This is a genomic window from Streptomyces sp. NPDC104581 (assembly GCF_055583685.1).
This window is the reverse complement of record NZ_JBVJNN010000020.1, coordinates 90,881-114,905: the sequence shown is the minus strand read 5'-3', so window position 1 is coordinate 114,905 and position 24,025 is coordinate 90,881. Positions and strand designations below refer to the sequence as shown.

20 protein-coding genes and 1 tRNA gene are annotated in these 24,025 nt (G+C 71.8%); 14 read left to right on the top strand and 7 right to left on the bottom strand.

Annotation, left to right across the window (positions count from 1 at the left end; genetic code table 11):
* Positions 1-93: 93 nt before the first annotated feature.
* Complete coding sequence (locus tag ACZ61E_RS18525) at positions 94-1,092, bottom strand: SEC-C metal-binding domain-containing protein (protein ID WP_469700684.1); 999 nt, start codon at positions 1,090-1,092, stop codon at positions 94-96.
* A 145-nt stretch (positions 1,093-1,237) separates the two neighbouring features.
* Positions 1,238-2,644, bottom strand: coding sequence for an MFS transporter (locus tag ACZ61E_RS18520; RefSeq protein WP_469700683.1), 1,407 nt, complete (start codon positions 2,642-2,644; stop codon positions 1,238-1,240).
* Between the two features lie 116 nt (positions 2,645-2,760).
* Between ACZ61E_RS18520 and ACZ61E_RS18515 the strand changes: the two genes are divergently transcribed.
* The 5 genes from ACZ61E_RS18515 (at position 2,761) to ACZ61E_RS18495 (ending at position 6,266) form a co-directional block, all read left to right on the top strand.
* Entirely contained in the window at positions 2,761-3,291 is a 531-nt protein-coding gene (locus ACZ61E_RS18515; RefSeq protein ID WP_469700681.1) for a winged helix-turn-helix transcriptional regulator, read from the top strand.
* Positions 3,292-3,377: 86 nt separating this feature from the next.
* Positions 3,378-3,710: a DUF6412 domain-containing protein gene (locus tag ACZ61E_RS18510; protein ID WP_469700679.1), complete on the top strand. Its 333-nt coding sequence runs from the start codon at positions 3,378-3,380 to the stop codon at positions 3,708-3,710.
* A 126-nt stretch (positions 3,711-3,836) separates the two neighbouring features.
* Positions 3,837-4,598 carry a YidC/Oxa1 family membrane protein insertase gene (locus ACZ61E_RS18505; protein ID WP_469700678.1) on the top strand — a complete coding sequence of 254 codons (762 nt, stop codon included), beginning with the start codon at positions 3,837-3,839 and terminating at the stop codon, positions 4,596-4,598.
* A 170-nt stretch (positions 4,599-4,768) separates the two neighbouring features.
* Entirely contained in the window at positions 4,769-5,626 is an 858-nt protein-coding gene (locus ACZ61E_RS18500) for a fumarylacetoacetate hydrolase family protein (protein WP_469700677.1), read from the top strand.
* 46 nt (positions 5,627-5,672) lie between these two features.
* Positions 5,673-6,266, top strand: a complete 594-nt coding sequence (locus tag ACZ61E_RS18495; protein ID WP_469700675.1) for a mycothiol-dependent nitroreductase Rv2466c family protein — start codon at positions 5,673-5,675, stop codon at positions 6,264-6,266.
* Between the two features lie 72 nt (positions 6,267-6,338).
* Here ACZ61E_RS18495 and ACZ61E_RS18490 read toward each other — a convergent pair whose 3' ends face one another.
* Both ACZ61E_RS18490 and ACZ61E_RS18485 read right to left on the bottom strand, forming a co-directional pair.
* Entirely contained in the window at positions 6,339-6,830 is a 492-nt protein-coding gene (locus ACZ61E_RS18490; protein ID WP_469700674.1) for a heme-degrading domain-containing protein, read from the bottom strand.
* Positions 6,827-7,927, bottom strand: coding sequence for a Gfo/Idh/MocA family oxidoreductase (locus tag ACZ61E_RS18485; RefSeq protein ID WP_469700673.1), 1,101 nt, complete (start codon positions 7,925-7,927; stop codon positions 6,827-6,829). The genes ACZ61E_RS18490 and ACZ61E_RS18485 overlap by 4 nt, the downstream gene beginning before the upstream one ends.
* A 176-nt stretch (positions 7,928-8,103) precedes the next feature.
* Between ACZ61E_RS18485 and ACZ61E_RS18480 the strand changes: the two genes are divergently transcribed.
* The 7 genes from ACZ61E_RS18480 (at position 8,104) to ACZ61E_RS18450 (ending at position 15,732) form a co-directional block, all read left to right on the top strand.
* Positions 8,104-9,267 (top strand): ROK family transcriptional regulator, encoded by a 1,164-nt coding sequence (locus ACZ61E_RS18480; protein ID WP_469700709.1) that lies wholly within the window; start codon positions 8,104-8,106, stop codon positions 9,265-9,267.
* Positions 9,268-9,487: 220 nt separating this feature from the next.
* Positions 9,488-10,498, top strand: a complete 1,011-nt coding sequence (locus tag ACZ61E_RS18475) for a hypothetical protein (RefSeq protein ID WP_469700672.1) — start codon at positions 9,488-9,490, stop codon at positions 10,496-10,498.
* A gap of 260 nt (positions 10,499-10,758) precedes the next feature.
* Positions 10,759-11,856 carry a 2-aminoethylphosphonate ABC transporter substrate-binding protein gene (locus ACZ61E_RS18470; RefSeq protein WP_469700671.1) on the top strand — a complete coding sequence of 366 codons (1,098 nt, stop codon included), beginning with the start codon at positions 10,759-10,761 and terminating at the stop codon, positions 11,854-11,856.
* 157 nt (positions 11,857-12,013) lie between these two features.
* The gene (locus ACZ61E_RS18465; RefSeq protein WP_469700670.1) at positions 12,014-12,793 is read left to right on the top strand and encodes an HAD-IIA family hydrolase; all 780 of its coding nucleotides are present in this window, start codon (positions 12,014-12,016) and stop codon (positions 12,791-12,793) included.
* A gap of 126 nt (positions 12,794-12,919) precedes the next feature.
* Complete coding sequence (locus ACZ61E_RS18460; RefSeq protein WP_469700669.1) at positions 12,920-13,840, top strand: hypothetical protein; 921 nt, start codon at positions 12,920-12,922, stop codon at positions 13,838-13,840.
* A gap of 10 nt (positions 13,841-13,850) precedes the next feature.
* Complete coding sequence (locus tag ACZ61E_RS18455) at positions 13,851-14,519, top strand: class F sortase (protein WP_469700668.1); 669 nt, start codon at positions 13,851-13,853, stop codon at positions 14,517-14,519.
* Positions 14,520-14,712: 193 nt separating this feature from the next.
* Positions 14,713-15,732, top strand: coding sequence for a glycoside hydrolase family 6 protein (locus ACZ61E_RS18450; RefSeq protein WP_469700667.1), 1,020 nt, complete (start codon positions 14,713-14,715; stop codon positions 15,730-15,732).
* Between the two features lie 75 nt (positions 15,733-15,807).
* On the opposite strand, the gene glxA is transcribed toward ACZ61E_RS18450, so the two are convergent.
* From glxA to ACZ61E_RS18435, 3 genes are all read right to left on the bottom strand, one after another.
* Positions 15,808-17,760 (bottom strand): radical copper oxidase GlxA, encoded by a 1,953-nt coding sequence (glxA, locus tag ACZ61E_RS18445; RefSeq protein WP_469700666.1) that lies wholly within the window; start codon positions 17,758-17,760, stop codon positions 15,808-15,810.
* Positions 17,757-19,667 carry a glycosyltransferase family 2 protein gene (locus ACZ61E_RS18440; RefSeq protein WP_469700665.1) on the bottom strand — a complete coding sequence of 637 codons (1,911 nt, stop codon included), beginning with the start codon at positions 19,665-19,667 and terminating at the stop codon, positions 17,757-17,759. The genes glxA and ACZ61E_RS18440 overlap by 4 nt, the downstream gene beginning before the upstream one ends.
* 473 nt (positions 19,668-20,140) lie before the next feature.
* A tRNA-Lys gene (locus ACZ61E_RS18435) sits at positions 20,141-20,214 on the bottom strand.
* 181 nt (positions 20,215-20,395) lie between these two features.
* On the opposite strand from ACZ61E_RS18435, the gene ACZ61E_RS18430 reads away from it, so the two are divergent.
* The gene (locus ACZ61E_RS18430) at positions 20,396-21,751 is read left to right on the top strand and encodes a peptidoglycan-binding protein (RefSeq protein WP_469700664.1); all 1,356 of its coding nucleotides are present in this window, start codon (positions 20,396-20,398) and stop codon (positions 21,749-21,751) included.
* A gap of 14 nt (positions 21,752-21,765) precedes the next feature.
* A complete protein-coding gene (locus ACZ61E_RS18425; RefSeq protein WP_469700663.1) occupies positions 21,766-23,964 on the top strand; it encodes an SPFH domain-containing protein in 2,199 nt (732 codons plus the stop codon).
* The last annotated feature ends 61 nt before the right edge of the window (positions 23,965-24,025 follow it).

The window sequence follows — 24,025 nt, the reverse complement described above, 5'->3', positions numbered from 1 at the left end:
GCATTGTGCCGGCCAACTCGCGCTGTGCGGCGCGGAGTCCGTCCGTACGCGATGCCGCTGTCGGTACGTTCCCTCATCCTTGTGCCTCTCCGGTCATCCCACCCCGTGGCACTCCCCGTACGTCCTCCCCGAGCCGCACCAGCACGTCGCGTTGCGGGCCGGGGGCCAGGAGGTGGCGCGGCCGCGGGCTGCCAGGGTGGTGGCGTACTGGGGGAGCAGGTTCGGGTCCGAGGGGGAAGCGCCCTCGGAGGCGGCGAAAGCCTCGTAGGAGGGGAGCGTGCCCGTCACGATGCCCAGGTTCGGGGTGCCCGTGGCGGCCAGTTCGCGCAGGGCCGACTCCAGTTGGGCGAGGTGCGCCTCCCGGGAGGGGTACTCGGTGCGGAGGTCCGGGTACGCCGTGAGGAGTTCGGTCAGCTCCGCGGCCGGCCAGTGCAGCACCGCGACCGGGAACGGGCGGGAGAGGGCCGAGCGGTACGAGCCCAACTCGGCGCGCAGGCGGGCGATCTCGGCCTGGAGTTCGGCCGGGTTGTCCGAGCCGAGGGCCCAGATCCGCTTGGGGTCGTGGAGTTCGTCGAGCGGGACGGTCGTCTTGTTCACCTGGTCGCCGAGGGCGTCCCAGTCGTCGTGCTCAAGGCCCAGCAGGCGGCGCAGCCGGTGGCGGCCGAGGAGGAGGGAGCCCGCCGAGTACGGGACCTCCTCGCCCGGGGTCAGCAGCAGGTTCAGGGCTGTGGTGTAGGAGTCGTGGGCCGCTTCGAGCTCGTCGTGGGCCTCCAGCGTCTCCGCCACGATCTCCCACGGCGCCGGCTCCAGCGGTTCGGCGATGCGCAGGCCCTCGATGATGGCGCGGGCCTCCGCCTCGTGGCCGTACTCCCACAGGTTCGCCGCCTTGAGCGCCTTCACCAGGTGGGGGTGGTCCGGGGCGCCGGCGAGGAGGTCGTCGTAGAGGCCGGTGGCGCGGTCGCGGGCGCCGGCCAGTTCCAGGTGGGCCGCGGCCTGGAGCAGCAGGGGTTCGCGGTCCTCGGGGTACTGGGCAGCTGTGCGCAGGAGGCGCTCGGCTTCAGAGGTGTGGTCGGCAGGGATGTCGGGGCGCATGGTCCACACCGTACTGCTGTACGTCCGTCGGGGCGGCGGGTGTTCGAGACAGAGGCGGGGGCGGGGGACCCGGCCCCCGGCGCGCACGCCCCACTGTCCCCGGTCTCCTCCGCCCCCGCCCGGCCCGCCGGACATGAGCGCCCGCTCAGCCCCGCGTCGCCGCCCCGTCGCGCAGCGCCAGTACCAGCGCCGCCCCGAGCGCCGTCACCCCCGCCGAGACGAGGATCGCCAGGTCCGTGCCGTGCTCCGGGGTGTCCGCCGAGGTCGCCACCGCGATCATCAGGGCGACTCCGGCCGCCGAGCCGATGTAGCGGGCGGTGTTGTTCGCCCCCGACCCCATCGCCGCGCGTTCCTGGGGGACGGACTCGACCGACAGACGGGGCAGGGCGGCGTTCAGCAGGCCGCTGCCGGCGCCCGCGACGAGGAGCCCCGGTATCAGCCGTTCCCACGACCCGGCGCCCACCGCGCCCAGCATCGACAGGGCGCCCGCCGCGTGCAGGGCGAAGCCCAGCGCGAGCTGGTGGCGGGCTGCCACGCGGCCCGCGAGGCGGCGGGCCTGGAGGGCGACCAGGAAGGCCGTGCCCGACCAGAGCACGAACAGCCAGGCCGCGCCCATCGGGGAGATGCCGAGCGTGCGCTGGAGCAGCGTGGGCAGATAGCTGAACAGCCCGATCACCGCCAGCCCCGTGAACAGCGCGCCGGACGTCGCCGCCCGGAACGGCCGCCGGCCCACCAGCCCGGGATCGATCAGTGGAGCGTCGCCGCGCCGCTCCACGGCGGCGAAGGCGCCGGTCAGTACGGCGGCGGCCACCAGCAGCAGCACGACGGGCGTGCGCAGCCACCCGTCGCGGCCCAGCGTCAGCGCGCTGAGCAGCGCGGTCATGGCCAGCGAGAGTACGAGCGCGCCCGCCAGGTCGGGCCGGCCGCCGCGCGGCGCGCGGGATTCGGCGAGCGTGCGGAAGGCGGGGACCGCGACGGCGAGCGCGGCCAGCGCGAGCGCGACGTACGGCAGCCGCCAGTCGTACGTACCGAGCCCGCCGGCGAGCAGCGGTCCCGCGGCGATCCCGGCGCTGACGAACGCGCCCCAGACGCCGGTCGCCCTGATGCGGCGGGGGCCCGGCGGGAAGGCGTGGACGAGGAGACCGAGGCTGCTGGCGATGATCGCCGCGCCGGAGGCGCCCTGGGCGACGCGGGCGAGGGTGAAGGTGAGGGTGGAGCCGGCGAGTGCGCCGAGTCCGGTGGTGAGGGCGAGGCCGAGGGTGCCCGCGAGGAAGAGTCTCCGGCGGCCGTAGTCGTCGGCGAGGCTGCCCGCGACGAGCAGCAGGGCGGCGAGGCCGAGCGGGGCGCCGTTGAGGAGCCACGCCTGTGCCGATGTCGCGGTGCCGAAGTCGGCGGTGAGATCGGGGAGGGTGAGCATCGGGACGGTGTAGTTCATGAGCGCGACGGTCGTGGCCGCGCTGGTGACGGCGAGCGTGGCCCCGGCGCCGCGCGGAGCGCCGGGGGTGCGGCCGGGGGAGGCCGCGCGGCTCGCGGCGAGGGGTGCTGGGGACATGGCGGGGCGACACCCTTCGGGTTCGACGTCCAGGGTTCGGTGAATGAACCCACGGGTGGCACGACCGTAGCACGGTGAGTTCATTCATTGAACCTGGATTTTGTTAGGGTACGGCCATGGCCCTCGGCAAGGACTACTCCACCCAGCAGTGCTCGATCGCCCGCGCGCTGGAGGTCGTCGGCGAGCGCTGGACACTCCTCGTCGTACGCGACGCCTTCTACGGAGTACGCCGCTACAACGACTTCCTCACCCACCTCGGCGTCCCCCGGGCCGTCCTCGCCACCCGCCTCAAGAGCCTGGAGGGCGCCGGTGTCCTGGAGAAGCGGCGCTACCAGCAGTCGCCGCCCCGCGACGAGTACGTCCTCACCGAGCGCGGTCTCGCGCTCTGGCCCGTACTGCGCTCCCTCGGTCTCTGGGGCCGCGAACACATCGAGGGCGTCCTCCCGATGCGGGTCTTCACGCACGCCGCCTGCGGCACCGAGCTGGGCTCCTACGGAGAGTGCCCGGCCTGCGGCACCGCCGTACCGCCGCACGACGTGCGGATGCTCCCCGGCCGCGGACTCGATCCGGACCCGGACGATCCGGTGAGCCGGGCGCTGCTCGCCCCCCGACGCCTGCTTCTGCCCGTCGAAACGGATCGTGTATAACGGCTGGAGGGCCCCGAAGCCCTGAGAAGCCCGGCCGCACCGTGCCGGGGACCCGGCCGGCACGACACGGAGGAGGGGAACAGGCCATGATCCGACGCGCCCCGCGACGCGCCGTCCGGCTGCCCCGCCCCGCCGCACCGGTGTTCTTCCTGATCTTCGGCCTCGCCCAGATCCTCCTCGTCGACGCCGGCAGCCTCTCCGCCGCCGTCGCGCTCGCGGCCACCGCCGCGGCCTCCACCGCGTTCGCCGTCTCCGCCGTCATCTCCGCCCGGTGCGCGCCCCCCGTGCCGCCCACCCGGGTCCGCACGGCGATCCGCGACCGTGAGCAACGCACGGCGTTCCTGCCGCAGCGAGATCCCGACGCGCGAGGCCGCACCAGGCCACGGGCGCCCGGTCGCCGCCTCCCGACGACCGCGTAGGGCCTGCGCCACCCCCACTCCCGAGCGACCGGCTCCCACGCGGGTCGTCATGCCGAACCGCGCCGCGCCGCACCACGCGCGCCGCGCCTTCCTTCCGGCACGACGAGACCCTCGGAGGGCTCACCCATGTCCGTCTTCCTGTCCGGCTTCGCCTCCCTGGTCGGGCACTTCGCCGACCTGCTCCAGCCCGTCTTCCAGGGCGGAGCGACCGCCGCCGCGATCATCCTGTTCACCGCCTGCGTACGGCTCGCCGTCCACCCGCTCTCCCGGGCGGCGGCCCGTGGCCAGAAGGCCCGCACCAAGCTCTCGCCGCAGATCGCCGCCCTGCGCGAGAAGCACGCCAAGAACCCCGAACGCCTCCAGAAGGCGATCATGGAACTGCACAAGAAGGAGCAGGTCTCCCCGCTCGCGGGCTGCCTGCCCAGCCTGCTCCAGATCCCCGCGTTCTTCCTGATGTACCACCTCTTCGCCAGCCGGGAGATCGGCGGCACCCCGAACGAACTGCTCGGCCACTCCCTCGGCGCCGCGCCCCTCGGCGACCGCTGGAAGGACGCGCTCGCCGACGGCGGGGTCTTCGGGGGAGCGGGCCTGGTGTACGTCACGCTCTTCGCGATCGTCCTGGCCGTCGCCACCTTCAACTACCGGCGTACGAAGCGCCAGATGGCCGCCATGCCGACGCCCGCGGCCGGGGCGGACGGGCAGCCGGTGCCCGGGATGGGTGCCATGACCAAGGTGATGCCGCTGCTGTCGTTCGCGACCCTCCTCACGGTCGGCGTGGTGCCGCTGGCCGCCGCGCTGTACGTCGTCACCAGCACGACCTGGACCGCCGTCGAACGGGCCTTCCTGTACCGGGACGCCCCGGCGGGGGCGCTGGCCACCGCGGCGTGACAGGACGCGGGACGACGACCGGCGGCGAGACGGGCGTGGTCCAGGGTGTGAACGGGGTCTTGCGGAGTGATCGGATGTCTTGGAGGATCGGCCGATCCGCCGATGGCCGCCACCCGCCGGCGGGCCCCGCTCGACCAGGTCGATCCGTTCGGCCAGAGGGAGAACAGACCATGAAGCTGCTGCGTGTCGGTACGGCGGGTGCGGAGCGCCCCGCACTGCTCGACCAGGACGGAACCCTCAGGGACCTGTCCGGACTGGTCACTGACATCGACGGCGCACTGCTCGCCGACGAGGCCGCGCTCGACCGGATCCGGGCCGCCGCAGCGTCCGGCGGGCTGCCCGTCGTCGACCCGGCCGGACTGCGCACCGGACCGCCGGTCGGCCGGATCGGCAAGATCGTGTGCATCGGGCTGAACTACCACGACCACGCGCGCGAGACCGGCGCGGACATCCCGGGCGAGCCGATCATCTTCTTCAAGGCGCCGGACACCGTCGTCGGCCCGGACGACACCGTCCTCGTACCGCGCGGGAGCGTCAAGACGGACTGGGAGGTGGAGCTGGCCGTCGTCATCGGCCGCACCGCCCGCTATCTGGACTCCGCGGAGGAGGCCCTGACCCACGTCGCGGGCTACGCCGTCTCCCACGACGTCTCCGAGCGCGAGTTCCAGATCGAGCGCGGCGGCCAGTGGGACAAGGGCAAGAACTGCGAGACGTTCAACCCGCTGGGCCCCTGGCTCGTGACCGCCGACGAGGTGCCCGACCCGCAGGCGCTGACGCTCACGCTGTCCGTCAACGGGGAGCGGAAGCAGCACGGCACGACGGCCGAGCAGATCTTCCCGGTGGCCGAAGTGGTGCGTTACGTCAGCCAGTTCATGACGCTCTACCCCGGTGACGTCATCAACACCGGTACGCCGGCGGGCGTCGCGCTCGGACAGCCGGAGCCGAAGCCGTACCTGCGGGCCGGTGACGTCGTCGAGCTGGGGATCGAGGGACTGGGGCGCCAACGCCAGGAACTCAAGGACGCGTAGCTCCAGGGGACTTGAGCGGGGTCGGATCGACGGGAGGGAGCACCCGATGGTCACGGAGCGGCGGACCGTCGACTTCTGGTTCGACCCCGCGTGCCCGCTCAGCCGGGTCACCGCGACGTGGATCGTCTCCGTCGCCGAACAGCGCCCGGTCGACATCCGCTGGCGCGTGATGAGCCTCGCGGTGCTGAACGAGGGCAGGGACGTCGACCCCGAGGGCGACGAGGAGGGCTGCCTCCGGATCCCCGCCCGCGTCTGCGCCGCGGTCCTGACGGCGTACGGCCACACGGCGCTCGGACGGTTCTACGAGGCCCTGTGGACCACCGGGGACGGCGGGCGGCGCGCGTGGATCGGCGATCTCGGGGAGGCCCTGGGCGCCGCCGGGCTGCCGGTGGCACTGGCCGGGGCGGGCCTGACCACCGACCACGACGCGGCGCTCAGGGCCTCGCACGACGAGGCGACGAGCCTGGTGACCGGAGAGGTGGGTACGCCGATCCTCGCCGTCACCCACCCCTCCGGCACCCGGCACGCGTTCTTCGGCCCGGTCCTCACGGAGACACCGGGCCCCGAGGACGCGCTTCGGCTGTTGGACGGGACGCTGCTCGTCGCTGGCGTGCCGGGCTTTCGCGAGATCAAGACCTGAACGGGCCCCGGAGGTAAGGGGAACCGGCCGGAGCCGACGGTGTATCGGCTCCGTCGCGGGGGCGGCGTTACGTCAGCTCCCGTGGCCCGCCAGTGTCCGCTCCAGGGCCTCCACGACCAGCGCGTGGTCCTCCTCCTGGGGGAGCCCCGAGACCGTCACCGTGCCCACGACTCCCGCTCCGCGCACCGTGATCGGGAACGAGCCGCCGTGGGCCGCGTACCGGTCCGGGTCCAGGCGCGAGGAGTCCTCGAACGTGGCGCCCTTGGCACGGAAGCGCGAACCGACCAGGAACGAACTCTCGCCGTACCGCTCGACCACGCGCCGCTTGCGGTCGATCCAGGCGTCGTTGTCCGCCGACGATCCCGGCAGCGCGCAGTGGAACAGTTGCTGGGCGCCCCGGCGGATGTCGATCGCGACCGGCGCCCCGCGCTCACGCGACAGCTCGGCCAGCAGGCCGCCGAGCGCCCACGCGTCGTCGTACGTGAACTGCGGCAGGACCAACCGGGCCTCCTGCGCCTCCAGTTCGGCCACCGTCGGGAAGGGGCGCTCCTGGGCCGCCGTCATGACGAGGCTCCGATCGTGACCGTGACACCCTCGTGGGCGGAGCGGCGCGCCGCCTCCAGGACGTCGAGCGCCGCGGCGGCCTCAAGCGCGGTGACCGGCGGCGCCGTACCGTCGCGCAGTGCTCGCGCGACCCCCGCGTAGAAGGCCGGATAGTCGCCGGGTGTGCTCTCCACCGGGTGGCCGCCACCCGTCGCCGGGGACTCGCCGGCCCCGATACGGCCCCAGAGGGACTCGGGCTCCACGCCCCAGTTCCCCGCGGAATCCGGGGTGTTGGGGCGCTTGCCGTCGCGCAGGTCGGCCTCCTGCGGATCGAGGCCGTACTTCACATAGCCCGCCTCCGAGCCCAGCACCCGGAAGCGCGGGCCGAGTTGAGCGGTGGTGGCGCTGACGTACAGATGCGAGCGGACACCGCTCGTGTGCGTGATCGCGATGAACGTGTCGTCGTCGGCGGCGGCACCGGGCCTGCGTACGTCGGACTCGGCGTACACCAGCGCCGCCGGACCGAACAGCACCAGCGCCTGGTCCACGACATGGCTGCCCAGGTCGTAGAGCAGTCCTCCGATCTCTTCCGGCACCCCCGACTCGCGCCAGCCGCCCTTGGTCTGTGGCCGCCACCGCTCGAACCGTGATTCGAAGCGCTGTACGTCGCCCAGCTCGCCGCCCGCGACGAGACGGGCGAGAGTGAGGAAGTCGTTGTCCCAGCGGCGGTTCTGGAAGACGGAGAGCAGCAGGCCGCGCTCCTCGGCGAGGGCGGCGAGAGCGCGCGCCTCGGCGGCGGTGCCGGCGATCGGCTTGTCCACGACGACCGGCAGACCCGCCTTCAGGGCGGCGGTCGCGATCGGGACGTGCGTCCTGTTCGGCGACGCGATCACGACCAGGTCCAGCTCGTCCGCGCGCTCCCACAGCTCGTCCGGGGACACCGCGAAGCGGACGTCGGGGAACTCGGCGCGCGCCTGCGCCTGGCGCTCCGGGTTCGAGGTGACGACCGTGTCGAGGACCAGGCCCTCGGTCGCGGAGATCAGCGGGGCGTGGAAGACGGAGCCCGCGAGGCCGTAGCCCACGAGTGCGACGCGCAGGGGGGTACCGGTGCCAGTCATGCGCTCCACTTAAGCAACGGTGTTGCCATAGTGCAAGCGGCAGGAACAATGACAACGTGGGCAACAGTGGTGACAACAGAGACGGCGAGGGCGGACAGAGAGGCGCGCGGGTGGAGGCGGAGCCGGGGACGGGTGTCGCGGCAGGGGCGGGAGTGGGCGCGGAGGCGGTCGCGGGCGTGCCGGCGGGTATCCGTACCGGCGTGAACCCGAGCCCGCACACCGGTGCGAACCTGCCGTCGCTGCGCAGCCACAATTCCGCGCTGGTGCTCGACCTGCTCCGTACGGCGGGCGAGGGCGGTATCAGCCGTCTCGAACTCGCCGAATCCACCGGCCTCACCCCCCAGGCGGTCAGCAAGATCACGGCCAGGCTCCGTACGGAGGGGCTGGCGGCAGGCGTCGGCCAGCGGGCGTCCACCGGCGGCAAACCCCGGACCGTCCTGTGCCTGGTCCCCTCCGCCGCGTACGCCGTGGGCCTGCATCTGGACCGCGACGAACTGACGGCCGTCGTGGTCGACCTGGCCGGCACCCCGGTCGCGGTCCGTACGGCGCCGTTCGACCTCGGGGCCGGGGCGGCCGAGGTCGTCGAGACCGCGGCGGGGCAGGTGGAGTCGGTACGGGCGGAGGCCGAGCGCCTCGCCCGTACACCGGGGGCGGCGAGTCCGGAGCGGCTGCTGGGCGTCGGTGTCGCCCTGCCGGGCCCCCTCGACCACGCGACCGGGGTGCTGGGGCGCGTCACCGGCTTCCCCCGCTGGGACGGCTTCCCGCTGCGCGACGCGCTCGCCGACCGCCTCGGCCTGCCGGTGGTCCTGGACAAGGACACCAACGCCGCCGCCCTCGGGCTCGCCCTGCGGGGGCCCGGCGACTCGTTCGCGTACCTCCACCTCGGTACGGGGCTGGGCGCGGGCCTCGTGCTGGGCGGTGCGCTGTACCGGGGCGACCGTACGGGCGCGGGCGAGTTCGGGCACCAGGTGATCCAGCTCGACGGGCCGCCGTGCGACTGCGGCAACCGCGGCTGTATCGAGGCGCTCTGCATGGCGGCGGTCGCGCGCGGTGACCTGGCGGAGGCGGCGCGGGTGCTCGGCGCCGGGGCGGCGAATCTCGTCGGGCTGCTGGACATCGACCGGGTGCTGCTGGGTGGGAGGGCGGTGGCGGCGGCGGAGGAATGCTTCGTGTCGGGGGTGGGGGCGGTGCTTCGGGAGCGGGCCCGTGGGCCCGTCGTACCGGTGGGGATGGCGGACGGTGGGGTGCGGCCTGTCGCCGAGGGGGCGGCGCAGTTGGTGCTGTCGCCGCTGTTCGGTCATGCGCGGGAGTTCGGGCGGGGGCGGGTCACGGTGGCGTAGGTGTGCGTACCGGGCCCGCCCCGTGGGCCGGTTCCGCGGCCGTGGCCGGCTCGTCCTCCATCGCCGCACGGGCGCGGGGTGCCCGGTGCGCCGTTGGGGTGGGGTTGTGTGATTTTCGGGGTGGGGGCGGATGTGGCTTCGCCGGCCGGCCGCCCGTCCGTGGCAGCGTCGGGGCCGTCCCCCATGCCCGACCGCTTCGCGATCAGCAAAGGCCCCACCCATGCGATCCATGCGACTGCGCCCCGTCCTCGTCACCGCGGCCACCGGAGTCATCGGGGCGGCCGGTGTCACCGCCGGTACCGTCGTGCCCCCGGTGCTGCCCGCGACGACCGCGACCGCCGCCGTCCCGGACGAGGACACGGCCGGGCACGGGGTCGGGGTCGGGGACCGGGGCAGGGCCAGGGGCACGGACGCGGGCGCGAGCGACGGGCCGGGGGCGGGGCCCGGGGCCGACCAGCAGCCGAGTTGCGGCCGGGCGGCCGATCCGGACTTCCCCATCGACACACACATCCACGGCGGCCCGGACGAGTACCGCCCCGGCGGCCCGCCGGGCACCTGGTCCATCGATCTCACCAACAGCACCGACGAGGCGTGCCACAACATCCACCCCGTCATCGTTCTCAGCGACCGGCACCGGTCCCTCACCGCGGACCAGGTCCGGCTCCAGCTCACCGACGACAAGGGCCGCTGGCGGACCATGTCGCTGGAGAAGTCCGACGAGGACGAGACGATCGCCGTCCTCGAAGGCGGCTTCTCCGGCTTCGCCGTGCCGGGCCGGCAGACCGTCACCGTCCGGGCGCGGATGGCCTTCACGGCCGCCGCCGCGTCCAACAAGGTGGTGGCGAACGCGGCGACGGTGCAGCGGCGCGGCGGTGACGGCGACTGGGTGGGGGAGTCGAACGACTACCTCTTCTCCGTGAGCGGTACGGGTGCGCGCACGGACACGGACGGGGACCACCCCGACACGGACTCCGGCACGGGCACCGGCGATCCCGGTACCGACCCCCGCCACCAGGGCGGGAAGGACACCGCCACCGGTGAACCGCGCGGCACGGCGGACCCCGCCCCCGACTCCGGACGCGGCAAGGACTCCTCACTCCCCCTCGGCATCGGCGCACTCGCCGACACCGGCTCCGGCTCCTACGCCGGCCCCGCGATCGCCGCCGGAGCGTGCGTCCTCGCCGGAGCCGCGCTGATCGCCGGACTCCGCCGCCCGCGCAAGCGCCGCTGACCCTGTCCCTATCCGTGCGCGAGCGCTGCCGGGGCGCGCCGTGAGCGGTACTCTCATGCTCGTCCTGGGCCTGAACGAAGCGATTCTGGAGTCCGACCATCCCCGCGACCCACGAAGTCGCGTGCGTGGTCCTCGACATCGCCATTTCCGCGGGTCCCTGTGTGATCTACGGGTGGTGACGGGCGTGTCGGTGCACAGAGGTGCGGGACCCGTCCCGGCCCCGCCCCGAGCCACCCCCCGCTAGGAGATTACGAGCCGTCATGCCCCGCCACACCCCCAACTCCCTCAACGCCCCTACCTCTCGCGGCTGTCGGGGACCCCTCACGGCCGTCGTCGGCAGCCTCGCCCTGACCGCCTCGCTCGCCGGGTGCGGCGACGGCACGGGCGCCTCCGGCGAGAACGTCGTCACCGTCTACAGCGCCGACGGGCTCAAAGGCGTCGAAGGCGACGGCTGGTACGACGAGGTCTTCGCCGACTTCGAGAAGGACACCGGCATCAAGGTGAGGTACGAGGAGGGCGGTTCGGGCGAGATGGTGGACCGTGCGGTCCGCGAGAAGGACGACACCCGGGCCGATCTCATCGTCGTCCTGCCGCCGTACATTCAACTCGCCGAGCGCGAGCAGCTGTTGGCGTCGTACGACCCCAAGGGGTCGGAGCGGGTGCACGGTTCGGTCAAGTCCGTCGACAACAGATGGACGTCGATCGTGAACAACTACTTCGGCTTCATATACAACAAGCAGGAACTGACGGACCCTCCGGTCACCTGGGAGGAGCTGCTCGACCCCAAGTACAAGGACAAGCTCCAGTACTCGACCCCCGGAGTCGCGGGCGACGGCACGGGCGTCCTCATCAAGGCCATGAACGACTTCGGCGGCGAGAAGCCGGCGATGGAGTATCTGCGCGCGCTCGAAGAGAACAACGTCGGCCCCACCCCCTCCACCTTCAAGCTCGCGCCCAAGGTCGACAAGGGCGAGATCCTCGTCGCGAACGGGGACGTGCAGACCAACTTCGAGCAGTCCAAGAGCCTGTCGAACATCGCCATCTGGTTCCCGGCGAGGGAGGGCGGCAAGCCGACCACGTTCGCCATGTACTACGGAGCCGGTGTCATGCGTGACGCCCCGCACAGCGCGAACGGCAAGAGGCTGCTCGACTACATGCTGACCGAGAAGGCACAGAGACAGGTCAGCGGCATCGGGGGCGGCTTCCCCGCCCGTACGGACATCAGACCCACCGATGAGAACGCCATCGAACTGGCAAGGCTGATCGACGGCGTCAAGCTCTTCGAACCCAACTGGGAGAAGATCGAGCCCGGCCTCGACGGGTACGTCCGGTCCTGGAAGACCGCCACCGGCAACTGAGCGGGGCGGCCCGCGGACGGCCCGCCCCGAGGACCGCGCCCCGACCCCGCCTCCGGGGCCCGTGATCAGCGGCACCTGATTAGGCTGGAGGCGCCGGGTGGTACGGAGCAGTGCCCGCGGCGCCACCAGCACACTGCGTACGGCAGGAGTCCGTCACATGTCAGAGCGCAAGCCGATCGAGTCCTGGCTCACCGACATGGACGGTGTCCTCGTCCACGAAGGCATCCCCATCCCCGGCGCGGAAGCCTTCATCAAGCGGCTGCGGGACTCCGGCAAGCCCTTCCTCGTCCTCACCAACAACTCGATCTACACCCCGCGCGACCTCCAGGCCAGGCTGTCCCGGATGGGTCTGGCCGTGCCCGTGGACAACATCTGGACCTCCGCGCTGGCGACCGCCAAGTTCCTGGACGTCCAGCGCCCCGGCGGCACCGCCTACGTCATCGGCGAGGCCGGGCTCACGACCGCGCTGCACGACATCGGCTACATCCTCACCGACCACGACCCGGACTACGTCGTGCTCGGCGAGACCCGTACGTACAGCTTCGAATCCCTCACCAAGGCGATCCGGCTGATCAACGACGGTGCCCGCTTCATCTGCACCAACCCCGACGAGACGGGTCCGTCGGCCGAGGGACCGCTGCCCGCCGCCGGATCCGTCGCCGCGCTGATCACCAAGGCGACCGGCAAGGCCCCGTACTTCGCGGGCAAGCCGAACCCGCTGATGATGCGGACCGGGCTGAACGCCATCGGCGCGCACTCCGAGACCAGCGCGATGATCGGTGACCGGATGGACACCGACGTTCTGGCCGGGCTGGAGGCCGGGATGGAGACCTTCCTGGTGCTGACCGGTCTGACAAAGCCGGAGGATGTCGACCGCTATCCGTTCCGGCCCTCCACGATCGTCGACTCGATCGCTGATCTGGTGGAGCTGATCTGACCGGATCCGACTGAATATTCGCAGGTCGAAGCGGTATGCGACGGTTTCTCCAGGGCTGCTGCGGATGCGGGATCCGGCCGGACGGGTGAGGCTTCCTTCGTCAGGAGGTTCACGATGCGTTCAGGCTTGCTCACATTCCGTGCCGCAGGGCTGGTCGCCGCCATGGTGGCGGTCCCCGTCCTCGGTACCACCGCCGCCGACGCCCATGACTCCGTGAAGGCGACGGTCACACCGTCACCCGTGCGCCCCGGCGGCGAAGTGAAGATCAACGTCGCGGGCTGCGCGAACCCCCGTGCGGGGGCGGCGCGGTCGGACGTCTTCGTCGCCGACTCCGAACTGGGCACCGGCCGGAGCGGCGACCGCGAGTCGCCGCTCCGGGGCGAGGCGAAGGTCAAGTCGTCCGCGAGGGACGGCAGGTACGCGGTCGACGTCTGGTGCGACGGGCACGAGCACCGGCGCGCGGCGGTCTTCGAGGTGGACCACGACCCGGAACGGAAGCCCAAGCCGAAGCCGAAGCCCTCCGCCGAACCCTCCGCGAAGACATCGGCCCCGGCCGCGGCCTCCGCGAAGCCGGAGCCGAAGACCGAACCGAGATCCAGGAACTCCGCCTCCGTCTCCGAGAAGCCCGAGCCCGAGCCGAAGGCGAAGACCGGGTCGAAGCCCCCGGCCACGGCCGAGCCCTCCACCGGGACGGAGACCGGGCGCGCCACCCGGCCCGAGTCCAGGCCCGAATCGAAGCCAGGGACCAGGCCCGACGCCGAGCCGCACCCCAGCCGCACCGGCCGTCAGCACCGGTCCTCGCCGCCCGGATCGTCCCCGCCCCGGTCCTCCCACGCCCAGGCCGACCCCGGTGAGCACCGGGCCTCGCCCGTCGCGCCGGTCCGGGCGGGTGGGGGCGGCCGGACGATCAGTACGGCCGCCGCCGACGAGGCCGGCCCCAGTACCCCGCACACCGTGATCGGTCTCGTCCTCGCCGGTGTCGCCGCCGTGGCCGTGGCCATCCGCAGCGCGCGCCGGAAGCGTTCCGCCGCGCGGGACTCCGACTGAGACGGCTGAGATGTCCGACACCCACCGCCGTACCGGATCCGGCCGACCGCTGACCGGGGTCGCCCTCGCCGCCCTGCTGCTCGGCCTCTGGGGCTGGGGGCACGACGCCGTCGTCGGCACCTCCGGCCCCATGACCGGCGACATCGCGGCCGTCGGCCGGCCGACGGGGGAGCGCCCGGTGGCCCGTGACCCGCTGGAGCCCGCCGAGCCGCGCCGCGTGGAGGTCCCCTCCGTCGGGATAGCGGCGCCGGTCGTCTCGCGCGGCCTCGACGTCACGGGCGCCGTCGAGCCGCCCCCGTACGAGGAATCGGGGACCGTCGGCTGGTACGGCGGCGGTGCCCGGCCCGGTGCCACGGGCACCGCGCTCCTCGTCGGCCACGTCGACACCCGGTCCGAACCGGCCGTCTTCTACGACCTGAGCGCGGCCCGGCCCGGTGAGAAGGTCCGCGTGAGCAGGTCCGACGGCTCGGTCGCCGAGTTCACCATCGACGACGTGCGGGTCCATCCCCGGGAGAAGTTCGACGCGCGGCAGGTGTACGGCCCCCACCAGCCGGACCGTGCCGAGCTGCGCCTGATCACCTGCGGCGGGGCCTTCGACGAGGAGAGCCGTACGTACACGGCCAACGTGGTGGTCTCGGCGTATCTCACCGATGTGGAAGAGGCGCGTCAGGATGGCTGATCCGGCATCGGCGGAGCCTGGCCGGGGCTCCGCGGTCACAGCTCGCACACGAACGCGAAGGGGCGCCTTAACGGCTCCTGACCGTGTGCCAGGATGGATTCGACCGGTCTTGTCCGGGCAGGCGAGCGGCAGGCGGGGCAGGAGCGGGGCGCCTGGGGGGCGGCTCCGGCGAACAGTCACCGAGGGGGAGTGGATGTACGGCAGTGGTTCCGGTCGCGGTCTGCGAGTGACGGCGTGTGCGGCGGTCGCGGGGGCGGCGCTGCTCGTCGCGGGCTGTTCCTCCGACGGTGAGGGCAAGGGCGAGAAGAATCCCGCCACGAGCCAGCAGCCCAAGGCGACCGATCCGTACTGGGTCAACCCCGGAGGCAACGCGGCCAAGCAGGTCGCCGACTACACCGAGGACGGCGACGACGAGAACGCCGGCCTGATCAAGAAGATCGCCTCACAGCCCGTCGGTGAGTGGATCGGCCCGGACAACCCCGAGCAGGAGGCGCGCGGTTACACGGAAGCCGCCGCCGAGGCCGACCGGGACGCCCTGCTCGTCCTCTACAACGTCCCGCACCGCGACTGCGGTCAGTTCTCCAAGGGCGGCGCGGCGGACGGCAACGCGTACCGGGACTGGGTCGACAAGGTCGCCAAGGGCATCGGTGACCGGCGGGCCACGGTCGTCCTGGAGCCGGACGCGCTGCTGCACCTGGTCGACGGGTGCACGCCCGGGGAGTTCCACGAGGAGCGGTACGACCTGCTGAAGGGCGCCATCGAACGGCTCAAGCAGCAGCCGGCCACCACGGTCTACCTGGACGCGGGCAACGCCGGCTGGCAGTCGCCCGACGCGCTCTTCGAGCCGCTCCAGCGGGCGGGCATCGACCGGGCGGACGGCTTCTCGGTCAACGTCTCCAACTTCTTCCCGACCGACGTGAGCCAGGAGTTCGGCAAGAAGCTGTCGGCGAAGGTCGGCGGCAAGCCGTTCGTGATCGACACCAGCCGCAACGGCAACGGCCCCTACACGGAGGGCGATCCGAGCGAGAACTGGTGCAACCCGCCGGGCCGCGCGCTCGGCGAGCCGCCGACCACGAAGACCGGTGACCCGCTGGTGAAGGCGTATCTCTGGGTCAAGCGCCCCGGGGAGTCGGACGGGGACTGCAAGGGCGGGCCCAAGGCCGGCGACTGGTACCCGGAGTACGCCCTGGAGCTGGCGCGCAACGCCAAGTAGAAGGCGGCCGAACGGACGCCGAGGCCCCCCGCACTCGCCGGGGGGCCTCGGCGTCCGTCGTACGTGTCCGAGGGGCTACGGCACCTCGACCCACGTGCCCTCGGACGGTGTCCCCTTGTCGTCCGTCACGAAGAGCATGTACCAGCCCGCGGGCACCAGCGCCTTGTTCTCCGGCACCGTCACCTCGATCCCGTCCGCCGTCTTCTCCATGTCCAGTGCGACGGACCGCTGTTCGACATCGGTGACATGCGTGACGGCGCTCGGCCGCAGCAGCTTCGCGGACTTGAGCGACGCGGCGTCCCCGGTCTTGAAGACCCCGGACTCGCCGTGCTCGATCCGCTCCGGCCCGTCCGTCAGCGCCGGCTTGGAGTCCCGGAAGAGATACGGCGGGGTGTAGATCTCGATGCGCTGCTCGAAGACGCCCGGCTTGGTGTTGGCCTTGTCGGCGAAGAGCGAGTCGGAGCCGAAGATCATGACGCGCCCGTCGGGCAGCAGGATCGATCCCGAGTGGTAGTTGCGGCCGACCTGCGGGTCCGCGACGCGCTTGTACGCGCCAGCCTTCGGGTCGTACATCCGCGCTTCGAGGATGTTGGAGCCGTCGCGGCCCCGGTAGTCCTCGGCGCCGCCCGTGACGAGCACCGTGTCGTCCGGCATCAGCGAAGCGCTGGGGTAGCGGGTGCCCTTGTCGAGACCGGCGCCGTCCTTGAACTCCGGCTTGTCCGCCTTGAGATCGACCAGCCGTGACTTCTCGCTGGACTTCTCGGACTCACCCACACCGCCGCCGCCGATGACCATGAACTTCTGGTCCTGCGCGGGCGGCAGCATGACGGTCGCCGAGGTCTCCATCATGTCCGCGTCGCCGAGACCGGGGATCTTCTGGAACTTGTTGGTGTCCAGGTCCCAGATGCCGGGCTTGCGGCCGACGTCGGCGGGGCCGTAACCGGCGTTGGAACCGCTGTAGAACAGCTTGCCGTTGTCCATCAGGAAGATCGCCGGGTAGGTGGGGAACTTCCTGATGATCCCCGTGTACTCCCACTCCTTGGTCTCGGGGTCGTAGATCTCGTCCTTGCCCGGGACGATCTGCCCGATCTCGTCGAGGCCCGACAGCGCGATGACCTTGCCGTCCTCCAGCGTCGTGAGCGTGGGATACCAGCGGGCCTCGTTCATCGGGTCCACTTTGATGTACTTCTCGGCGACCGGGTCGAACTCGAAGGCGTCCTTGATGCCCTGGAAGTCCTTCTTGTCGAGCGCGAGCTTCTGCGCGATTCCGTAGACGTTACGGGCGTCGGTGCCCTTCATGCCCTGCACCCGGTAGTTGTCCTCGGTGCCGGTCTCGTACTTCTTCCCGGACTTCCTGGCCTCGACATAGATACGGCCGAGGCCGGGCTCGGTCCGCAGGAAGGCCCCGGTCGCCGGGTCGAATACCTTCTTCGCCTTCTCGACCAGCACCGGGTCCTTCGACTCGAAGGTCTTGCCGTTCTTCTTCCCGGTGAACATCGTGCCCGCCGGCAGCGTCATCGGCTTGTCGGGGTCCTCGTTGTGGACCACCATCAGGCCGCCCGCCTTGGTCGCGTCGCCCTTGAGCTTCTCGTACCGCTTCGTACCGCCCGCCACCAGCAGCTTGCCGTCGGGCAGCTGGGTGTGGCCGGCGCAGAACATGTCCTTGGGCGTCGGGATCATCTTGAAGTCGTTCGTCGCCGGGTCCCAGAGGACCGACTCGAACTTGTTCGCGTCGAAGTTCTTCTGGTTGTTCCCCGACCCGGCTATCAGCAGCACCTTGCCGGTGTGCAGAAGCGACGCGTGAATTGAATTGATCTTGAATTTCGCCGGGATGTCGAGAAAGTCCCAGTGGCCGTTCGCGGCCTTGTACTCGGGCCGGTTGATCTTGTAATCGTGGTACTGCTCCGAACCGAACCGCCACATCGCCGGCCCGTTCATCCCGGCCACCACGACGACCACCGCGGCGCCTATCGCCAGGCGGCGGGCCCGGTTCTTGCGGTGGTTCGGCCGGACGGGAAGCGCGCTCATTGCTTAGGTCCCCCAAGGGAAATCTGTATGGTCTGGTCGACGGCTCCGGGCGCCGGCGGCGCATTCGGCGGCGTGCCCCCGCCGCCGCGATGAGCCCCGTGCTTCCGCCGCTTCTTCCTCTCCGCGCGCAGGCCCAGGCGCCAGACGATGATCGGTGAGGCCGTGATCAGCATCGCCAGCGAGGCCCAGGTGATCATCGCCGGATGGTCGTGCCCGAAGAAGAAGGACGAGATCAGCGAGCCGGCGAAGACGAGGATGAAGAACAGATGGATCCGGAACGTCCCGAACAGGGTGTCCGGACTGGACGAGTCACCCTTGGGCGTCACCACGAAGCCGCTCTTGCGCCGCAGCACGGCGTCGAGCAGCGAGCGCGCGTAGATCGGCGCGGAGAGCGCGGACATCGCCATGCCCGCGAGACCGCCGGACCCCTCGGGCTCGTGCGGTGAGACGTTGTGCCGCCGGTTCCAGATGTAGAGGCCGATCTGGAGGGCCGACGCGTTGCCGTACAGCATCATCCAGATCGCCGGGTCGATCTGCACACCCGAGGCGCCCATGCCCAGGAACAGCGCACAACTCAGCGCCGCCAGAATCCAGTTGAGCGCCGACATCGGGTAGAAGATGATCATCATCGTGTAGTTGAACAGCTTGCCGGGCGGCAGTGTCGCGTAGCCCCGCCAGTACTGCTTGAGGATCGTCTCGTACGTGCCCCGCGACCAGCGCAGCTGCTGGGTGAAGAAGTCCGTCCACGCGGTCGGGCCCTCACCGACGGCGAGCACGTCCGGGGTGTACACGGAGCGCCACTTCCTGCCCGTCAGCGGGTTCTTGGCGCGGTGCATCTCGAAGCCCGTCGCCATGTCCTCGGTGATCGAGTCGTACAGGCCGCCGATCTGCTTGAGCGCGGAGATGCGTACGGCGTTGCTCGTGCCGACGAACATCGGTGAGCCGTAGCGGTTGCCCGCGCGCTGGATCAGGGCGTGGAAGAGGAACTGCTGCGACTCGGCGGCCTTGGTGACGAACGTGTCGTAGTTGCCGTAGACCTGCGGGCCGATGACGAAGCCGACGTCCGGGTCGCGGAAGTAACCGAGCATCCGCTCCAGGTAGTTGGCCATCGGGACATGGTCGGTGTCGACGGACGCGAAGAAGTCGTAGTCGTCCCCGTGCGCGTCGAGCCAGGCGTTGTAGTTGCCGTGCTTGGTCTTCGCGCGGTGCGCGCCCTTCGCCTGGTTCCACTTCGCGACGCCCTTGCGGGAGAAGTGGTGGACGCCGAGCCGGGCGCAGACCTCCTTGACGGCGGGATCGTCGCCCTCGTCGAGGAGCCAGACGTGCAGCAGCCCGCGATGGCGGATCCTGACCGCGGCCTCCAGCGTCTTCGTCACCATTTCGAGGGGCTCCTTGCCCGGCACGAAGGAGGTGAGGAAGGCGACGCGGGTGCCGCTCGCGGGCACGACGGGGACCGGGTCTCGGGCCACCAGCGTCGCGTGCGCGTTGGACAGCACGTTCATCGTCCGGAACAGCTCGATCAGGCCGATCGAGACGAGCATCACGATGTCGAGGACGAGCAGCGTGTCGTTCTTCAGGTTCGGGTCGCGCTCGGTCCAGTGCTGCGGCTGCATCAGCCAGGCGAAGAGGCCGAGGGAGAGCAGCGGGGCGGCGCCGAGCAGCAGGGCGGCCCGGATCCGGTGCGGCTCCTGCGAGAGCAGCGAGCGGTAACGCACCTTGTAGGGCTTGTTGGGGTCCGGCTGGGTGAGCGGTCCGGCGAGCCGGCTGTAGTGCTCGTAGTCGTACTTGGGCAGTTCGGCCTTGGGCCGCAGACGGGCCTTGGCGTTCCTGAGCTGTGAGGGAACCCGGAGCTGGGTGGTCCGGGACGCGTCGTTGTTCGGCCGCTCGCCGTTCGGCGTCGACGTCATCAGTCATCCCCCCGCACGCCTGGCCGCGTGCTTGGTCGGTCGGTTCGTCCGGAGAGGGGCCCCCACAGACCACCCGTCCCGGACCTGTCGGTGGTGGGCCGCCGGTAGTGGCCCGCCCTCGGTACAGACACGCATCGGGACCTTCCGGTTGCATGACGCCGTTGGCGTCGGCCCGTGAGCGGGGCCCCCCACCCCGCTCGGTATGCAAACCGGAGCAAACTCTTCAATGTCCCAACTGCGGGGAACGCGTGCTCCCTTGGGCGCTTCGGCTTCAGGATAGGTTCTACGACCCCAGCGATGATCGCAAGAGTGAAAGATGATACTTGCGCACCATATGCACCTATTGGGTGCCTGTCGAAGGTGGAGCTGTGGCCGGACTGTGAAGTTGCCGCGAAGGCCGCCCCCTCGCAGGTGGCGGTACGGGCCGACGACTGAGGCCCCCTCGTCGATGACGAGGGGGCCTCAGTCCTGCGTGCGCCGCCAGGGACTCGAACCCCGGACCCGCTGATTAAGAGTCAGCTGCTCTAACCAACTGAGCTAGCGGCGCCTGCTGACCTGGAGAACTCTACCCGACGCTCCGGAGTGCTCCCGACCATTTCATGAGCGATGCGGCCTGTCGGATGGTCGTTTTTTACCTTTGATCCGTCAAAGTGTGATTAGTCGGGGTTGTTGACTCCCGACGCACGTGCAACACGGCACAGCATCTTGTCGAGTGTGGAGGGGATCGCATGAACGTACCGGTCTTCGAGGAGTACGAACCCGCTTGCGACTGCCCCTGCGGCGGATGCGCCGAGCAGCGCCGTCTGCTGGCGCAGGGCCTGCCCGTGCGCGCGGGCGGCCACCCCGCCGCGCACGGCGCGCGCCGCGTCCTGGTCCTGGCCACCGCTGCCGGAGTCGCCCTCGGGGCCACCGGCGCCGGCGCCGGTGAGGCCGACGCGGACGCCGCCTGGCCGGCGCTCGGCACCACCCAGTCGGGCGGCGCGGCGCGGTCGGTGGCGGCCGGCGCGCTCGCCGAACCGGATCCGGCGACCCCGCAGGGCGCGAGCGGCCCGCTGCACGGCCGCCCGTCGGCGGGACCGTCGTCGAACACCTCCGTCGACACGCTGCGCAGGACCAGCCGCGCCGACATCATCAACCGCGCCAAGCGGTGGGTGAGCGCGAAGGTCCCGTACTCCATGACGAAGTACTGGTCCGACGGCTACCGCCAGGACTGCTCGGGCTATGTCTCGATGGCCTGGAACCTGGACGGCAACGAGTGGACGGGCAGCCTGTCCCGGTTCGGCACCCGGATCGACCGGAGCGACCTCCAGCCCGGCGACATCCTGCTGTTCCACAACCCGGCCGACCCCAACAAGGGGTCACACGTGACGATCTTCGGCGGCTGGACGGACTACACGCACGACTACTACCTCGCCTACGAGCAGACCAGGCCGAACACCCGTGCGCAGTCCACGCCGATGGCGTACTGGAACAATTCGGCGAACTACGTGGCGTACCGCTACAACGGCGTGACCGGAGGCACCGGCGGCAGCCCGGCGGGCACACCGGCCGCCGGTGCCTTCCCCGGTGCGAAGTCCTTCGGGCCCGGCGCCGACAACGCGCAGGTGACCCGGCTCGGCGAGATGCTCGTCGGCCGGGGCGGCGGGCGCTTCTACGACGTCGGCCCCGGCCCCCGCTGGAGCGAGGCCGACCGGCAGGCCACCAAGGCGTTCCAGCGGGCGCAGGGCTGGCGGGGCGCGGAGGCCGACGGGCTGCCGGGACCGGACACCTGGCGGTATCTCGTGAACGGGCTCGGCAAGGACATCCCGGGAGCGGGAGCGGCGGGTCCCGGCGGTACGAGCGCGCGGCCGGCGTTCCCGGGGAAGGACCGGTTCCGGCCCGGCACGTCGAACGCGCACGTCACCCGGCTCGGTCAGCAACTGGTGAAGCGCGGCTACGGCCGGCACTACGCCCTGGGTCCCGGCCCGAGGTGGAGCGAGGCCGACCGGCGCAATGTCCAGGACTTCCAACGGGCGCAGGGCTGGCGCGGCAGCGCGGCCGACGGGTACCCCGGCCCCGAGACTTGGCGACGACTCTTCGCATGACGACGGAGGCAAGGATGACCACACAGACATCGCAACCGAACGGCGACGGGCAGATGCTGCGCGGCGCGCAGGCCCTCCGGGCGGCGGCACGCAACGCGCTGACGGCGCGGAGGCCGGCGGAACCGGCGGAGCCGGTCGAGCCGGTGGAGCCGCGCGAGGCGCGGGAACCGACGGAGTCCACGGGGCAGACGGAATCGACGGAATCGACGGAACCGGCCGGGCGGCTGGAGCCCGCGGAGCCGGTCGCGGCCCCCGCGCCCGCCATGCGGCCCGAGCCCCCGTCAGCCGCCACGACCGGGTGGGACGAGGCCGGCTGGCACCAGAACGTACGTCTGCTGACGGCGGCGCCGGCCGAGCCGGGGTCACCGCACGAGGGGGAGCCGCCGGGACACGCGGACCTGCTCACGAAGCGACCCGGCGAGCCGGAGCGGGAGCCCGGCTCCGGCGCCGGTCAGGAGGCTTGCTACGGCGGGACGGTGACCGAGGACGAGCCGTCGACCGTGTCGGTGGAGCTGCCGGTGGAGGAGGACGCCCCGCTGCGCGCGGCCACTGCGGGTGGGGAGTCGGGGGCGCTGCGTACGGCGACGGGCTCCGACGTGTACGCCGGGCAGGGGGCCGGTCCGGAGCGGGGGCGCGGGGCGGTCCCGGTGGAGGAGGACGCCCCGCTGCGCGCGGCCACCGCGGGTGGGGAGTCGGGGGCGCCGCGTACGGCGGCGGGCCCGGCCGGTCCGGGGCGGGAGCGCGGAGCCGTCCCGGTGGAGGCGGGCGCCCCGGCGCCCGAGCCGGCCGTGGAGCCGGAGGCCGCCGATGTGCCCCATTCGCGGGGCGAGTCCTGGGCGATGGCCACTGACGAGCCGCACCCGGGCGTGGACATCGCCGCGCCCGTGACCGCTGACGGCCCGTCGGCCCCGGCCGGGAACGGCCGGGCGTCGCACGACATCGAGGACGTGGCCGCCCCGGCTCCGGCCGGCCACGCCGCACCGGCGCACTCCGCCGGGCAGGGCGGGCCGAGCACACCGAGCACGCCGAGCGGGATCCCCGCTCCCGTCTGGGACGTCTCCGTGCGGGCCGGTTCCGGCTCCGCCGTACCCGCGCGCGCCGCCCTCACCTTCGACAGCCACCGGTGGAGCCCGCTCATCGTCGGCGAGGCCACCCACGAGATCCCGGTCCATCTCCTCTTCCGCGACGAGGGGTCGGCCGAGCCGGCCGCCGGGCGCACCGGGACCCGGCGCGGGCCCGTCGCCCCGGCCCCGGTCGTACCGCCGGTGCTGGCCCCCAGCTCCATCTCGCGCCCCGCGACACCCGTGGACACCAAGCTCGTCGAGCGGCCCGGTCCCACGCTGCCCGGCTGGGCGGCGGCGCTCGCCGGGGTCGCCGGGCTGATCGGCTGTCTGACGGTGCTCTGGTGGGTCGGCGCCGTGCCCGACGCGCTGACCGAGATGTTCGGGCTCGGCTCGAACCCCTACCACGGCATCGGGATCGGGATGTGGGCGCTGCTCGCCGCCGCCGTGAGCCTCTCGCTCTTCGCCTTCGGCGGGCTCGGCCGCGGCCGGGTCGGTCACGCCTGGGTGCTGACGCTCTTCGGCGAGTACCGGGGGAGCGTGCGCCGTACGGGACTTCTCTGGGTGAGCCCGCTGCTGCTGCGCCGGCGTGTGGACGTACGGCTGCGGCACTGGCGCAGCGAGCCGATGCCCGCGGTCGACGCGAACGGTACGGCGCTGCGGGTCGTCGTCCTGGTGGTGTGGCGGGTCAGGGACACCGTCCGGGCGGCGCTGGGAGTACGCGACCACGAGGAGTATCTGCGCGAGCAGGTCGAGGCGGCGATGGCGCGGGTGCTCTCACAACTGCCCGCCGACGCCTTCCACGAGACCGCGCCGACGCTCCGGGACGCGGAGGCGGTCGGCGAGGCGCTGACCCGGATGCTGTCGGACGAGTGCCGTCCCGTCGGGCTCGACGTCTTCTCCGCGCAGCCGACCCGGATCGAGTACGCGCCGGAGATCTCGGCGGCGATGCAGCGCAGCCGGATCGCGGCGATCGACGCCAGGCACCGGGACTCCGTGCTGACGTCGGTGGTCGACGCGGTGGACGACACCGTGCACCGGCTGACGTCGCGCGGGCTCGTGGAGCTGGACGACTACGAGCGCAAGGTGCTGGTGAAGGACCTGACCGTCGCGTTCTACACCGGCAGACACGGTCTCAACGAGGGAAGCTGACCGATGTTCAAGCTCCGGTGATTGGTCTGGACCTTTCTTGGTCGTTGTTATGGACACGATC

Bases quoted from the DNA above. Each gene is read 5' to 3' on its own strand.
- ACZ61E_RS18525 (WP_469700684.1), bottom strand. From the start codon at position 1,092: ATGCGCCCCGACATCCCTGCCGACCACACCTCTGAAGCCGAGCGCCTC.
- ACZ61E_RS18520 (WP_469700683.1), bottom strand. From the start codon at position 2,644: ATGTCCCCAGCACCCCTCGCCGCGAGCCGCGCGGCCTCCCCCGGCCGC.
- ACZ61E_RS18515 (WP_469700681.1), top strand. From the start codon at position 2,761: ATGGCCCTCGGCAAGGACTACTCCACCCAGCAGTGCTCGATCGCCCGC.
- ACZ61E_RS18510 (WP_469700679.1), top strand. From the start codon at position 3,378: ATGATCCGACGCGCCCCGCGACGCGCCGTCCGGCTGCCCCGCCCCGCC.
- ACZ61E_RS18505 (WP_469700678.1), top strand. From the start codon at position 3,837: ATGTCCGTCTTCCTGTCCGGCTTCGCCTCCCTGGTCGGGCACTTCGCC.
- ACZ61E_RS18500 (WP_469700677.1), top strand. From the start codon at position 4,769: ATGAAGCTGCTGCGTGTCGGTACGGCGGGTGCGGAGCGCCCCGCACTG.
- ACZ61E_RS18495 (WP_469700675.1), top strand. From the start codon at position 5,673: ATGGTCACGGAGCGGCGGACCGTCGACTTCTGGTTCGACCCCGCGTGC.
- ACZ61E_RS18490 (WP_469700674.1), bottom strand. From the start codon at position 6,830: ATGACGGCGGCCCAGGAGCGCCCCTTCCCGACGGTGGCCGAACTGGAG.
- ACZ61E_RS18485 (WP_469700673.1), bottom strand. From the start codon at position 7,927: ATGACTGGCACCGGTACCCCCCTGCGCGTCGCACTCGTGGGCTACGGC.
- ACZ61E_RS18475 (WP_469700672.1), top strand. From the start codon at position 9,488: ATGCGATCCATGCGACTGCGCCCCGTCCTCGTCACCGCGGCCACCGGA.
- ACZ61E_RS18470 (WP_469700671.1), top strand. From the start codon at position 10,759: ATGCCCCGCCACACCCCCAACTCCCTCAACGCCCCTACCTCTCGCGGC.
- ACZ61E_RS18465 (WP_469700670.1), top strand. From the start codon at position 12,014: ATGTCAGAGCGCAAGCCGATCGAGTCCTGGCTCACCGACATGGACGGT.
- ACZ61E_RS18455 (WP_469700668.1), top strand. From the start codon at position 13,851: ATGTCCGACACCCACCGCCGTACCGGATCCGGCCGACCGCTGACCGGG.
- ACZ61E_RS18450 (WP_469700667.1), top strand. From the start codon at position 14,713: ATGTACGGCAGTGGTTCCGGTCGCGGTCTGCGAGTGACGGCGTGTGCG.
- glxA (WP_469700666.1), bottom strand. From the start codon at position 17,760: ATGAGCGCGCTTCCCGTCCGGCCGAACCACCGCAAGAACCGGGCCCGC.
- ACZ61E_RS18440 (WP_469700665.1), bottom strand. From the start codon at position 19,667: ATGACGTCGACGCCGAACGGCGAGCGGCCGAACAACGACGCGTCCCGG.
- ACZ61E_RS18430 (WP_469700664.1), top strand. From the start codon at position 20,396: ATGAACGTACCGGTCTTCGAGGAGTACGAACCCGCTTGCGACTGCCCC.
- ACZ61E_RS18425 (WP_469700663.1), top strand. From the start codon at position 21,766: ATGACCACACAGACATCGCAACCGAACGGCGACGGGCAGATGCTGCGC.